This is a genomic window from Coriobacteriia bacterium, assembly GCA_014859305.1.
GTDB lineage: Bacteria > Actinomycetota > Coriobacteriia > Anaerosomatales > Kmv31 > Kmv31.
In genome coordinates this window covers 13,027-25,536 of record JACUUM010000006.1, presented here as the reverse complement: position 1 = coordinate 25,536, position 12,510 = coordinate 13,027, and the positions used below count along the sequence as shown (strand labels likewise).

The following is a 12,510-nucleotide window of genomic DNA, read 5'->3' as shown; positions in this document are numbered from 1 at the left end:
CCGAGGGAGGGCCCGGGATGGCGGAGTTCCAGGTGAGCGAGTTGTGTATCGACGGCGAGCGGGTGCCGTTCGGCAACGCGACCCTGCGCACCGTCGACGGGACACTGGCGCAGACGTGGGAGCTCACCCTGCAGGCCGCGCACATGCTGCGACGGGACCCGCGCCAGCGCGTCAGGCTGTGGATGCGCACGCAGCACGCCGGCGACCTCGAGGGCTTCGCGACGGTGAGGGTCTCGGGGCACCGGGACCGGGAGACCGAGCTGTACTACGGCGTGGAGTTGGAGGGCCTGGACGAGCTGCACGAGGCCTCTCCGGGCTGCGGCCCGCAGCGGCCTGCCAGCTGAGGCCGTCCGGCCCCGCTGCCCGCCGGCGCCCTACGGCACGTTCGACTCCCACGAGGGCGTCCCGCCCTCGGCGAGGTCCTCGAGCTGGGCGGCCCCGATGCCGGTGATCACTCCGGTCCGTCCGGGCTCGAAGCCCGGCGGGCCCCCCTCGGGCTCGGATCCGGGGGCATCCGCCGCCTTTGGCGCGTAGCGGTCGTACTCGGAGGCGGGGATCGACGCCTCGAAGCGTTCCAGCCGCAGGTCGGGGCGGTTCCAGACGTACTGCGCGAAGCGGGCGTCGGGCTCCGCGCGCAGCCACAGCACCACAGTGACGGACGGCGCGTCCGGCGCGGCCGAGATCATGCGCGCCAGGAGCGCGAACACGAGCCTCTCCTCGGGCGCCGGCCCTCCCGTGGCGACGGTCGCGAGGGCGTGCGGCTCTCCGTCCGAGGCCTCTTCCATACCGGTCCGCGCGTACGTCGCCTCGACGCCCAGCACGCGAGCGGCGTCCACATCCTCCAGGTCGTCGGCCTGCCGCTCCCGGTCGCGCCGCGGGGCGGAAGCCGTGCCCTCCGAGGAGCGCTCACCCGTCCGCCCGGTGCCGTCCCGGCCCCCGCCGGTGATGCCGCAGCCCGCGACGCCTGCGGCGAGCACCGCAGCGGCGAACGTCGCGATCACGATGCTCTTGCCGGGCTTCACGTGAGACCTCCTGTGCGCGAGCGCTGTCGTGCGACCACCTTACCCCTTCTGGCGCTCGCGCAGAGCGCGCTCGACGTCCCGGCGCTGGTCGCGCTCGGCGATGGCCGCCCGCTTGTCGAAGAGCTTCTTGCCCCGTGCGAGCCCGAGCTCGACCTTGGCGAGGTTGCTCGGGCTGAAATAGAGCTTCAGGGGGATGAGCGTGAGCCCCTTCTCCTTGGTCTTGCCCAGCAGGTACCGGATCTCGCGCTTGTGGAGCAGCAGCTTCCGAGGACGGTCCGGGTCGACGTTGCTGCGGTTGCCGTGGCTGTACGGCGAGATGTGGACGCCATGGAGCCAGACCTCGCCCCGGCGCACGGTGGCGAAGCTCTCGCGCAGGGACGCGCCGCTCTCGCGCAGGGACTTGACCTCGGTGCCGGTGAGCGAGATGCCGGCCTCGAAGGTCTCGTCTATGAAGTAGTCGTGGAACGCCTTCTTGTTCGTGGCGACCACGCGTTGCTCGCGGGCCATCCGGTCCTCCGCCGTTTCCGTGCAGTGGGGATCCGGCCGACGACGACCGTACCGTTCATTCTATCCGAGTGGAGGCGGCTTCGGACGTCCCGCGCTCGCGACCCGCCGTCGGCGGCCGCTCGCCCGCAGCGCTATGGCGTGAAGTCGATCCCCGGTCTCAGGCGGCGGACGAACGCCGCGAGCAGCTTGGCCGCGTTCTCCAGGTCGGCCAGCGAGAGCACCTCGCTCGGCGTGTGCATGTACCGCAGCGGCACGCTCACCAGGCCGGCAGCGCGCCCACCCTTGCTGACCTGCATCGCGTTGGCGTCGGTCCCCGTGCCACGCGGCTCGCCGCCGACCTGGTGCGGGATCTTCTCGGCCTCGGCCGTCTCGAGGAGCAACTCGAAGACGCGCGGGTTGACGTTCGGTCCTCGGGCGATGATCGGGCCCTTCCCGCAGTCCGCCTCGCCGTGCTTGCGCTTGTCCACGTCCGGGTAGTCCGTCGCGTGCCCGACCTCCACGGCGACGCCGATCTCGGGGTCCACGTGGAAGCATGAGGTGATCGCGCCGCGCAGGCCTACCTCCTCCTGCACGGTGGCGACGGCGAAGAGCGGCGCCTTCGCCCCGCCCGCCTCCTTGACGAGGCGCAGGACCTCGGCGACGGCGAAAGCGCCCATCTTGTCGTCGAACGCCCGGCTGACCGCCATCCCGTCACCGAACGTCTCGAGGCCTTCCTCCACAGTGACCGGGTCGCCGATGCGAACGCGCTTCTTCACCTCGGCGGCCGGCAGGCCGAGGTCGATGAAGAGCTTGTGCATCTTGACCACGGCCTTGCGCTCGTCCTCCTCGAGCAGGTGGACCGGCAGCCGCCCCAGAACGCCGAGGAGCGGGCCCTCGGTGGTGTGCACCCGTACCCGCCTGCCCGGGAGGTTGTGCGCGTCCCAGCCGCCGATGGGCTTGAAGGCGACGAACCCCTTGTCGGTGATGTAGGTCACCATGAAGCCGATCTCGTCGACGTGCCCGGCCAGCATCACGCTGGGCGCCCCGCCCTTGCCCTTGGGCTTGAGCCAGGCGACGACGTTGCCCATGACGTCGGTGCGGACCTCGTCGGCCAGGTCCGAGACGTAGTCGCGGTACACCCGCGAGGCAGGCTGCTCGTAGCCCGACGGCGACGGCGCCTCGACCAGCTTCCTCAGGAACTGCAACGACTCTTCGCGCATGCGCGGAATCCCCCCGTCCTCGGACCACCCTCCCCCACGACCCTGCCAGTCTACCCTAACCCGTACCTGTCCTGGTCCTGTCCACATCCTCGGGGACCGGGCGCCGCCGGGGCACACCTGCCCCCGGAGCATCCGGCGTTTCCGCAGCGGCGGGCCATCGGGTAGATTCCTCATGGAAACGCGTTCCTGCGCCCCGTTCTCAGGGCGTCCGACCCATGGGGGTAGGCGTGGCCGAAGAAGCGCTGCTGGCGGTGGAGGGCCTGCACGTGGATGTCGGAGGCCGGGAGGTGCTGCGGGGTGTGGACCTGACGATCGCCGAGGGCGAGACGCACGTGCTCCTCGGGCCGAACGGCAGCGGGAAGACCACGCTGCTCAACGCGGTCCTCGGCATGCCCGGGTACGAGGTGACCGAGGGCAGCGTGCGGTTCCGCGGGCGCGGGCTCCTCGGCATGCCGCTGGACGAGCGAGCCAGGCTGGGCATCGGGATGGCGTTCCAGCGGCCGCCGAGCGTGCGCGGCGTGAGGCTGCGGCAGCTCATCGGCGTGGCCGCCGGCGGCGGGGAGCACGCGGACCTCGTCGGCGAGCTCACCGACGAGCTGGACCTGGGGCCGATGATCGACCGCGACGTGAACGCCGGCTTCTCCGGCGGCGAGATGAAGCGCTCGGAGATGGCGCAGCTGCTGGCGCAGCGCCCCGCGCTCGCCCTCTTCGACGAGCCGGAGAGCGGCGTCGACCTGGACAACATCGCGGTAGTCGGCGAGGCGATGAACGCGCTGCTCAAGGGCCGCCGCGCGGCCGACACCGGCTCAGCCGGCCTGATCGTGACCCACACCGGGCACATCCTGCGCTACGTGAACGCCGACGTGGGCCACGTGCTCTACGAGGGCAGGATCGCCTGTCAGGCCAACCCGCTCGACCTCCTCGAGGAGATCGGGCGGCAGGGTTACGAGAAGTGTGTGGAGTGCCAGCTCTGCCGGTGAGCCTCCGGCCCACCCCGTTCCACCGGGATCCCGTCCCGAGGTCAGGAGCGCCGAAGATGTCGATGACGATGGACGAGTCCAAGCTCAGCGCGCCGGTGCGCGAGCGCCTGGCCGAGATCCGCCGCCTGGCGGAGGCCGCGTCGGACAAGCCCGCCGCGCTCGGCCCGGACGTGGACGTCTCGCGCTTCCGCACCGTCTCGGAGCGCCGGCGCGTCGAGTCGATCGCCTCGCTCGAGAAGCAGGTCCGCGAGACCGTGCTGATGAGCGGTTTCACCGCCGAGGAGGAGGCCGAGAGATCGGCGTCCTTCTTCCAGATGGACCGCACCCCCATCTACGAACGCGTCATGGACGCCTTCGGCGGAGCGGTCGAGGTGACGGGCACCGAGGAGGCCATGGCCGCCCACCCCGAGGAGATGGTCGAGCGCTACTGGTGGAGAGCGGTGGCGCCGGACAAGGACAAGTACACGGCGCTGGTGGCGCTGCACCAGACGGAGGGCTACTTCATCCGGGTGAAGGCCGGCGCCAAGGTCGAGAAGCCCATCCAGGCCTGCCTGTTCATCAGCGAGTCGAACGTCTCGCAGAACGTCCACAACGTCATCATCGTCGAGGACGGCGCCGAGGCGAATGTCATCACCGGCTGCAACATCCACGCGGAGGTGCGCGAGGGCCTGCACGCCGGTATCTCCGAGTTCTACGTCGGCAAGGGAGCGACGCTCATCTTCACGATGATCCACAACTGGGCCGAGGACTTCTCGGTGCGCCCGAGGACCGGCGTGATAGTGGAGGACGACGGGACGTACGTCAACAACTACGTGCTGATGAGGCCGGTCAAGAGCATCCAGGCCTTCCCCGTCGCGCGGCTTGAGGGCGCGCGCTCCCGGGCGGTGTTCAACACCATCGTCACCGGCCTTGCCGACTCCGTCATCGACCTCGGTACGGAGACACAGCTCATCGGCGAGGGCTCGCGCTCGGAGGCTATCGCGCGCACCGTCTCGCGCGACCGCTCCGTCGTGTACTCGCGCGGGCGGCTGGTCGGCAGGACCGACGACTGCAAGGCGCACTTGGACTGCCGCGGCATCGTGCGCTCGCCCGAGAGCACGCAGTGGGCGATCCCCGACCTCGCGAGCGAGGGGGCGCCCGGCGCGGAGCTCTCGCACGAGGCCGCCATCTCCCCCATAGCCGAGGAGGAGGTCTACTACCTTATGTCGCGCGGCGTGCCGAAGGACGAGGCCGTGTCCATGATCACGCGCGGCTTCCTCGATCTCGAGATCCCGGGACTGCCCCCGGCGCTGCGCCGTCAGATCGACCGCGCGCTGGAGGAGGCGAGCAGGGAGTCGATGTAGGCGGCGCTAGGCGAGCGGCGGGCGTCTCCCGCGGTGCTTGCGCCACTCTTCGCGCATGGCGTCCAGCGCCAGCACGTCGGTGTACGACACGATCCCGACGAGCCGGTCCGGGCGCGCCGGGTCCACCACGGGCAACCGGTCGAAGTCGCCGGCAGCCATCCTCTCGATCGCATGTCCCACCGCTTCCCGAGGAGAGATCGTGACCACGTCGCGGACCGCCAGCTCCCCGACGCTCGACTCGTCCCAGCTCGCACGCGGAACCTCGCGGACGTCGCTCAGCGCGACCATCCCGACCAGCCGCCCGCCCTCGGCGACCGGGAAGCTCTTGTGCCGGAGCTTCACGACGTAGTCGCTCAGGAACGCCGCGAGAGTCGTCTCGGGCGGCACTGCGACGACGTCGCGCGTCATGATGTCGCCGACGAGCGTCCGCATCAGTGCGTCGAGCCGCGTCTCCCGCCGCCAACGCTGCTTCTCCGACACCGAGAGCCGTCCCGCGACCGTGTAGGCCACCGCTGCGCCGACCAGCCCGGGGATGAGGTAGCCGGCTCCGCCCGTCGACTCCGCGATGAAGACGGCGGCGGCGAGCGGGGTGTTGTATCCGGCCGCGAGGAAGGCGGCCATGCCCACGACCGGGAAGAGGGCGCCGCGCTCCGCGGGCAGCAGCCCGCCGATGACCGCCCCGCTCGCCGCGCCGAGCATGATCATCGGGATGAACACGCCCCCGGCCGCGCCCGAGCCGAGGGTGGAGATCGTAGCGCCCGTCTTGAGCAGCAGCAGCGCCAGCGCGGCCGCCGGAGCGAAGCTTCCGGAGACCAGCCCCTCGATCGCCTCGTACCCGGTCCCGAGCACGAACGGTCCGCCGAGGAGCAGCAGGCTGGCGAGACCGAGCAGCCCGGTCACGAGACCTCCGAGGGAGGTCCGGGCCCACAGCGGCAGGCCCGACGCGTGACCGAGCCTCTCCGCGGCGCGGAAGGACATGATGAAGGCGCGCGCCACCAGGCCTACGAGCACGCCGACCAGCATGGAGTACGGAAGGTCGGTCGGCGAGAGACTGTACCGCTGCTCCACGAGGAACAGCGGCCTGACCCCGAGGAACTGCACGAGGACCAGGTAGCTGGAGACCGACGCTATGAGCGAAGGGATCAGCGACTCACGCGCGAGGTCGTCCATGTAGGGGACCTCCAGCGCGAAGACGATGCCGGTGAGCGGCGCCTTGAAGATCGCGCTGATGCCGGCGGCCGAGCCGGCGACCATCAGCGTCCGGACGTCCTCGTCGGTGAAACCGAGCAGCGACTTCGCGCGCCGCAGCAGCAGGGAGCCGAGCGACCCCCCGATGTAGATGCTCGGGCCCTCGAGGCCGGCGCTGCCGCCGAAACCGACGGTGGCGACGGCAGCGGCGACCTTGCCGGGGAACGACCTCAGGCGGAAACGCCCCTCGCGCTCGTGGTAGGCCTCGATGACCTCCTCTGTGCCGTGCACCCCGGGATCGGCGGTGAACCGCTGCAGGATGAGCCCCGAGAGCCCGAGACCGGCCACGGGGAACAGCACGACGGTCACCGGGTTCAGCAACGGGAGGAACCGTTCCCACAGCAGGCCGAAGACGATCGCATGGAGCACTGTGACGCCGAGGCCGACGACCGCGCCGAGGACCGCCGTCACGAGGAACCACTTCTTGACGCGTTGCCAGAACGCCTCGCTCCCCTTGCGGGCGACCTCGGCGTATCCGGCTATGCGCTCGTGCGGGTCCACCACCCCATCGTAGCTGAGGTACGCAAAGGGGCCCCGCGTCCTACGCGAGCTCGAAGTCCAGCCGCCGCTCGCCGACCACGGCGTCGACCAGCCGCACCCGGAGCGTATCGCCCAGCCGGAAGACCCGCCCCTTGCGCTCGCCGTAGAGCAGGAAGCGCTCGGCGTCCAGCCGGTAGTAGTCGTCCTTCATCGCGCTGACGTGCACTAGACCCTCGGCCGTGTTGGGCAGCTGAACGAACAGCCCGAAGGTGTTCACGCTCGTGATGATGCCCTCGAAGGCCTCGCCGACATGCGCCGCCATGAGCTCGGTCAGCTTGACGCGGGTGGACTCGTCCTCGGCGGCCTCGGCCTCGCGCTCCATCGTGGAGGAGTGGTCGGCGAGCCAGTGCAGCTCCGGCACCATGGAGGCCGTCGGTTCGGCCTCGAGCGCCCCGGCGAGCTGCGCGCGCAGCAGCCGGTGCGCGATCAGATCCGGGTAGCGCCGGATCGGCGAGGTGAAGTGCGTGTAGGCCTCGCTGGCCAGCCCGAAGTGCGGACCGAGGTAGTCGGTGTAGCGCGCCCGCTGCAGCGCGCGCAGCAGCAGCGAGTTGATGAGCAGCTTCTCCGGTCGGTTGTGCGCGAAGCGGATGATGCGCTGGAACGTCTGCGGGCTCGCGCCGCCGATGTCTTTGACCGGGTAGTCGAACTCCTTCAGGATCACCGCGACCTGCGCCAGCGCGTCGGGGTCGGGGTCCTCGTGTATGCGGTAGACCATCGGGGCCCCCACCGAGGACATATGCCCGGCCACGACCTCGTTGGCCAGTATCATCGCCTCCTCGATCATGCCGGTGGCGTTGGTGCGTTGGCGCACGCGGACTTCCACGGGCGTTCGGCGATCCTCGGCGAGGATCACCTTCGCCTCGACCGTCTCGAAGTCCAGTCCCCCGCGCGCGAGCCTGCGCTCGCGCAGGGCGTGCGCGACCTTCTCTAAGTCCAGCAGCAGGTCGCGCGTGAGTTCGTCGGGGAAGCCGGTGCCGGTGTCGATCCACTCGTCGACCTGGTCGTAGTCGAGCCTGCGGTCCGAGCGCATCGCGCTCGGGAAGAGGCGGTACGACCGCACCGCGCCGGCCCTGTCCAGCTCCATCACCACGCTGAAGGACAGCCGGTCCTCGGCGGGCTTGAGCGAGCAGACGTCGGTGGAGAGCTCGTGGGGCAGCATCGGCAGCACGCGGTCGACCAGGTAGACCGAGGTCGCGCGCGTGCGGGCCTCGACGTCTGTGGGCGAGCCCCACGGGACGTAGTGCGAGACGTCCGCGATGTGAACGCCGAGACGGAAGCCCTCGCCGACGCGCTCGAGCGTGATGGCGTCGTCGAAGTCCTTGGCGTCCGCGGGGTCGATGGTGACGGTGAACCAGCCGCGCACGTCCTCGCGCGACGGGTCGCCCGCCAGCACCTCCTCCACGTCCAGGCGCACCTCCGCAGCCTCGCGGCGGACCTCCTCGGGGAAGCGCGTGCGCAGCCCGTGCTCGCGGATGATCATCTCGATGTCCACGCCCGGGTCGTGCGGCATGCCGAGGACCTCCTCGATCACGCCCTGAGCGGCCTGCGTCCCGGTCGGGAAGACGGTCAGGCGCACGAGCACGGCCTCGCCGTTGCGTGCGTCCATCGACTCCTCACGCGGGACGAACACGTCCCTGCGCACGCGCGGGTCCGTGGGCACGACCAGGCCGACCTTGCCGTGACGCTCGTAGACGCCCACGAGCACCTGGTTGGCGCGCTCGAGGATCTCGACGACGTGGCCGGAGAGCCCCTGGCGCGCGCGCTTGGCGTGAAGCCTGCAGGCCACCGTGTCGCCGTGCATCGCGCCTGCGGTGTCCCGGCCCGCCACGTAGACGTCGCCACCATGGGCCGAGACGAACCCGTAGCCCTTGCGCGTCATCTGGATACGGCCGACCAGGATGCCGCGCTCGCGCAGCGCGAGGTAGCGCCCGCCGCCGGCGTCGATCGCGGAGCCGCCGCGGACGAACGCCTCGAGCATCTGCGCGACCCGTCGCACGGGGACCCCGTCGTCCAGCTCCCGTGCGAGTTGTTCGGGCGTCATCGGATGCCCGGTGCGCCGCAGCGCCTTCAGCACCTGCTTCTCGATCTTCACGAGCCTCCGCTCCCGACATCGAGCGCGTGCCGCGTCCACAGCGACGAAGGTACCCGATTCCACGTGCCTGCGCCCCCACTCCGCGATCCCGCTCGACGCCCCGGGCGCCGCGTCGAGAGGCGGCCGGCAATGGTAGAATCGAAGACGCCACAGAGCAGCCGACGTTCGGAGAGCCCGCCGCCATGCACTCCCGCCGCCTCACCCCTTGCTTCATAGGATCGGGCACGCTGGCCCGGCCGCGCGACATGGTGCGCGCGCTGGAGACGATCGAGGGATTCCACTACGTCTACGAGGTCGACGGCGAGACGATCGCGCAGGGCCGAGCGGGGCTCGTGAAGCTGATGGCGGACGCGTCCTCGGCCACACTGCTGGTGAACGCGTGCCTGTTCCTGAACGTGGCGAGCTTCCGCTACATGACCTTCGGGGAGCAGGACGGCGAGCACCGCTTCGAGCTCTTCGGCGACGGGTCGCGGCTCACTCTCGTCTCGATCGACGACCCCGAGGAGCGCCCGGCCCGACCGCTGGGCATCCACCTGCTCGAAGAGGACGCGTACGACTGCGAGACGTTCGTCGTGCTCGACGACGACGAGGACGACGAGTAGCGCCGCCGGGCGTGAAAGGCCGCGCTGGCGCCGCTCCGCCGTCCGGCGACCCCCGCCGGCCCCCGCTACAGCAGCTTGCGCAGCTCCTCGACGGCGCGCTTGAGCTGCACGTCGGTCTCCTCGTCGGCGGCGTCCTCGTGCTTCATGTCCACCGCCACGTCCGGCGTCAGGCCCTTGCCGTCGATGACACGGCTCTTGGGCGTGAGGTAGTGAGCGATGGTGAACTTGACCGCCCCGCCGGTGGAGAGCTCCTCGACGGTCTGGACGCTGCCCTTGCCGAACGTCTTGGCCCCGACGAGCGGCGCGCGGCCGTAGTCCTGCAGCGCGCCGGCCACGATCTCGGAGGCCGATGCGGAGTTCTCGTTCACTAGCACCACCAGCGGCGCGTCGGTGGCCTTGCCGCGGCGCGCCCGGTGCGTCTCCTCGGGTCCGTTGCGCTTCTCGACGCGGACGATCACGCCGTCCTCGATGAAGAGCGAGGCGACGTCGACGGACTCGTCGAGCATCCCCCCGGGGTTGTTGCGCAGGTCCAGCACGAAGCCCTTCGCTCCGTCTTTCCGAAGGTCGCGCATCGCCTTGGAGATGTCCTCGGCGGCCTTGCCGTTGAAGGACAGCAGCCTGATGTAGCCGACGTCGTCGCCGACCTTGCGCTTCATCAGGTTGGGGTAGTCGATCTTGGCGCGCTCGATCCTGAAGTCCCGCAGCTCCTCCTCGTCGCCGCGGCGCACGCTCACGGTGACCTCGGTGCCCTCGGGGCCGCGGATGCGCTTGACGACGTCGTCGATGTCCCACTTCTCGCGCTCGTCGCCGTCGATCCCGACGATGCGGTCCTCGGCTTTCAGACCGGCTCTCTCGGCCGGGGTGTCCTCGATGACGCTGACGATGTACGCGGTGCCGTCCTTGCCGGCGATCGTGATGCCGATGCCGTAGAACTCGCCCTGGTTCTGCTCCTGGAAGTACTCGAAGTGGCGCGGGTCGAAGTACATGGCGTAGTCGTCGTCGAGGGACTCCAGGATGCCTTCGACCACGCCCACGGTCATGGACTCCTCGGTGGAGGGCTTCAGCGCCTGACGCCGCAGGATCCTGCGCACCTCGCTCACCGCGCGCTCGGCGTCGCTGCGCGCCGACGGGGCGATGCTCGGGACGATGCCGGTCCGCGCGTGCCCGAGCACGAAGCCGCCGATGAAGGCCGCCGAGACTACGGCGGCCGCGAGAGCGATGCCTATGACACGCGTGGTGAGACGGTCCATCGACCCTCCGTGTCGCGGGTGTTCGACGAAGGCGTCGCCGAGGCGCCTAGACCTTCAGGTACCGGCGCAGAGCGAATCCCGAGCCACTGAGCCCTATGAGCATACCGAAGAAGACGAGCACCAGCCCGATCTGGGCGCTCGAGGAGGGCGTGAGGCTGAACGGCAGGAAGCGCAGAGTCTCCTGGACCTGCGGCATGACCGCCGCCTGGATGACGACGAGCGTCAGTATCGCCAGCCCCGCGCCGATCAGGCCCTGCGTCAGTCCCTCGAGGAGGAACGGGACCCGGATGAACCAGTTCGATGCGCCGACCAGCCGCATGATGCCGATCTCCTTGCGCCGCGCGTAGATGGCCAGGCGGATCGTGTTGTTGATGAAGATGAACGAGACGACCGCGAGCATCACTATGAAGACGACCTCGGTGACGCGGATGACGCGCGTGACCGAGAACAGGCGCTCCACGACCTGCTGTCCCCAGTTGAGCGACTTGTCGGGGTCGTCCGGGCGGTCGATCACCGAGGTGAATCTGGGGTGATTCCGTATCTTCTCCACCATCTGGTCGACCTGCCGCGGGTCGTTGAGCTCGATGTCCAGCGAGGCCGGCAGCGGGTTGCCCTGGAGCTGCTGCACGATCTCGGGCCCCTCGGCGGCCATGCTCTTGGTGAAGCGCTTGAGCGCCTCGTCCTTGCTCACGTACTGCACGCTCTTGGTCATCGGATCCGTCGAGACCGCACGCTGAAGCTCCGTCACGTCCTCCTCGGCGGCGCCGTCCTTGAGGAAGACCTGGATCGTGACCTTGGCCTCCATCGCCTTGACGAGGTTGTCGACGACGACGCCTGTGGCGAGCGACACGCCCACGAGCAGCAGCGAGAGGTAGATGGTGATCACCGCACCCAGGCTCATCACCCAGTTGCGGCGGAAGTTGACCATCCCCTCTCTCAGGAAGTAGCCGACGCTAATCGCCATAGCCGTAGACCCCTCTGTGCTGGTCGCGGATGATGCGGCCGCCCTCCAGCGCGATGACGCGCTTGCGCATGGAGTCGACCATCTCGCGGTCGTGCGTGGCCACCAGCACGGTGGTGCCGGTCTTGTTGATGCGGTTGAGCAGACTCATGATGCCCAGCGACGTCGCCGGGTCGAGGTTGCCGGTGGGCTCGTCGGCAAGCAGCAGCGGCGGGCGGTTGACGAAGGCACGCGCGATCGAGACCCGCTGCTGCTCGCCCCCGGAGAGCTCGTCGGGATAGGAGGCGAACTTGTCCTCGAGCCCGACGAGGCGCAGGACCTCGGGCACCTGCGTACGGATCACGTGCCTGGAGCGCCCGATCACCTCGAGCGCGAAGGCCACGTTCTCGTACGTCGTCTTGTTGGGCAGCAGCTTGAAGTCCTGGAAGACGCAGCCGATGTTGCGGCGAAGGTAGGGCACCTTCCAGCCCTTCATCTTCACCAGGTCCTGTCCGGCGACCGCGATCTGTCCCCGGCTCGGCAGGATCTGGCGCAGCAGCAGGTTGATGAAGGTGGACTTCCCCGAACCGGAGTGTCCGACGAGGAAGACGAACTCCCCGTGGCCGATCTCCACGTCGACGTCGATGAGAGCAGCGGGCTTGTCGGCAACGTAGCTCTTGCTCACGTTGCGCATGGTGATCATGTGATGTGGCTCCTTCTTGGCTGGGATGTGCTGGCAGGTCGAGCCGACGATTCCCAACGGCATATCTTAGCAGACGGCGAGCCA

At 69.6% G+C, this 12,510-nt stretch carries 12 protein-coding genes; 4 read left to right on the top strand and 8 right to left on the bottom strand.

Annotation, left to right across the window (positions count from 1 at the left end):
• Positions 1 to 17: 17 nt before the first annotated feature.
• Positions 18 to 344 (top strand): hypothetical protein, encoded by a 327-nt coding sequence (locus IBX62_02030; protein ID MBE0475864.1) that lies wholly within the window; start codon positions 18 to 20, stop codon positions 342 to 344.
• Positions 345 to 374: 30 nt separating this feature from the next.
• Here IBX62_02030 and IBX62_02025 read toward each other — a convergent pair whose 3' ends face one another.
• The 3 genes from IBX62_02025 to IBX62_02015 all read right to left on the bottom strand — a co-directional run bounded on the left by IBX62_02025 (position 375) and on the right by IBX62_02015 (position 2,728).
• On the bottom strand, positions 375 to 1,022 hold the full coding sequence (locus IBX62_02025) for a hypothetical protein (GenBank protein MBE0475863.1): 648 nt from the start codon (positions 1,020 to 1,022) through the stop codon (positions 375 to 377).
• A 39-nt stretch (positions 1,023 to 1,061) separates the two neighbouring features.
• Positions 1,062 to 1,529, bottom strand: coding sequence for an SsrA-binding protein SmpB (gene smpB, locus IBX62_02020; protein ID MBE0475862.1), 468 nt, complete (start codon positions 1,527 to 1,529; stop codon positions 1,062 to 1,064).
• Between the two features lie 131 nt (positions 1,530 to 1,660).
• Complete coding sequence (locus IBX62_02015) at positions 1,661 to 2,728, bottom strand: M42 family metallopeptidase (protein ID MBE0475861.1); 1,068 nt, start codon at positions 2,726 to 2,728, stop codon at positions 1,661 to 1,663.
• Positions 2,729 to 2,955: 227 nt separating this feature from the next.
• On the opposite strand from IBX62_02015, the gene IBX62_02010 reads away from it, so the two are divergent.
• Both IBX62_02010 and IBX62_02005 read left to right on the top strand, forming a co-directional pair.
• The gene (locus IBX62_02010) at positions 2,956 to 3,708 is read left to right on the top strand and encodes an ABC transporter ATP-binding protein (protein MBE0475860.1); all 753 of its coding nucleotides are present in this window, start codon (positions 2,956 to 2,958) and stop codon (positions 3,706 to 3,708) included.
• 68 nt (positions 3,709 to 3,776) lie between these two features.
• The gene (locus IBX62_02005) at positions 3,777 to 5,051 is read left to right on the top strand and encodes a SufD family Fe-S cluster assembly protein (GenBank protein MBE0475859.1); all 1,275 of its coding nucleotides are present in this window, start codon (positions 3,777 to 3,779) and stop codon (positions 5,049 to 5,051) included.
• Between the two features lie 6 nt (positions 5,052 to 5,057).
• On the opposite strand, the gene IBX62_02000 is transcribed toward IBX62_02005, so the two are convergent.
• Together IBX62_02000 and rnr are read right to left on the bottom strand one after the other, a co-directional pair.
• Complete coding sequence (locus IBX62_02000) at positions 5,058 to 6,800, bottom strand: chloride channel protein (protein ID MBE0475858.1); 1,743 nt, start codon at positions 6,798 to 6,800, stop codon at positions 5,058 to 5,060.
• A 40-nt stretch (positions 6,801 to 6,840) separates the two neighbouring features.
• Positions 6,841 to 8,931 (bottom strand): ribonuclease R, encoded by a 2,091-nt coding sequence (gene rnr, locus IBX62_01995; GenBank protein ID MBE0475857.1) that lies wholly within the window; start codon positions 8,929 to 8,931, stop codon positions 6,841 to 6,843.
• Between the two features lie 182 nt (positions 8,932 to 9,113).
• Between rnr and IBX62_01990 the strand changes: the two genes are divergently transcribed.
• On the top strand, positions 9,114 to 9,533 hold the full coding sequence (locus IBX62_01990; protein MBE0475856.1) for a hypothetical protein: 420 nt from the start codon (positions 9,114 to 9,116) through the stop codon (positions 9,531 to 9,533).
• A 65-nt stretch (positions 9,534 to 9,598) separates the two neighbouring features.
• Here IBX62_01990 and IBX62_01985 read toward each other — a convergent pair whose 3' ends face one another.
• Genes IBX62_01985 through ftsE form a run of 3 tightly spaced genes read right to left on the bottom strand, consistent with a single transcriptional unit; the run spans position 9,599 to position 12,489 of the window.
• The gene (locus tag IBX62_01985) at positions 9,599 to 10,783 is read right to left on the bottom strand and encodes a S41 family peptidase (protein ID MBE0475855.1); all 1,185 of its coding nucleotides are present in this window, start codon (positions 10,781 to 10,783) and stop codon (positions 9,599 to 9,601) included.
• A 46-nt stretch (positions 10,784 to 10,829) separates the two neighbouring features.
• Positions 10,830 to 11,747 (bottom strand): ABC transporter permease, encoded by a 918-nt coding sequence (locus tag IBX62_01980; GenBank protein MBE0475854.1) that lies wholly within the window; start codon positions 11,745 to 11,747, stop codon positions 10,830 to 10,832.
• Positions 11,737 to 12,489: a cell division ATP-binding protein FtsE gene (ftsE, locus tag IBX62_01975; protein ID MBE0475853.1), complete on the bottom strand. Its 753-nt coding sequence runs from the start codon at positions 12,487 to 12,489 to the stop codon at positions 11,737 to 11,739. Before ftsE ends, IBX62_01980 begins: the two co-directional genes overlap by 11 nt.
• Positions 12,490 to 12,510 lie beyond the last annotated feature (21 nt).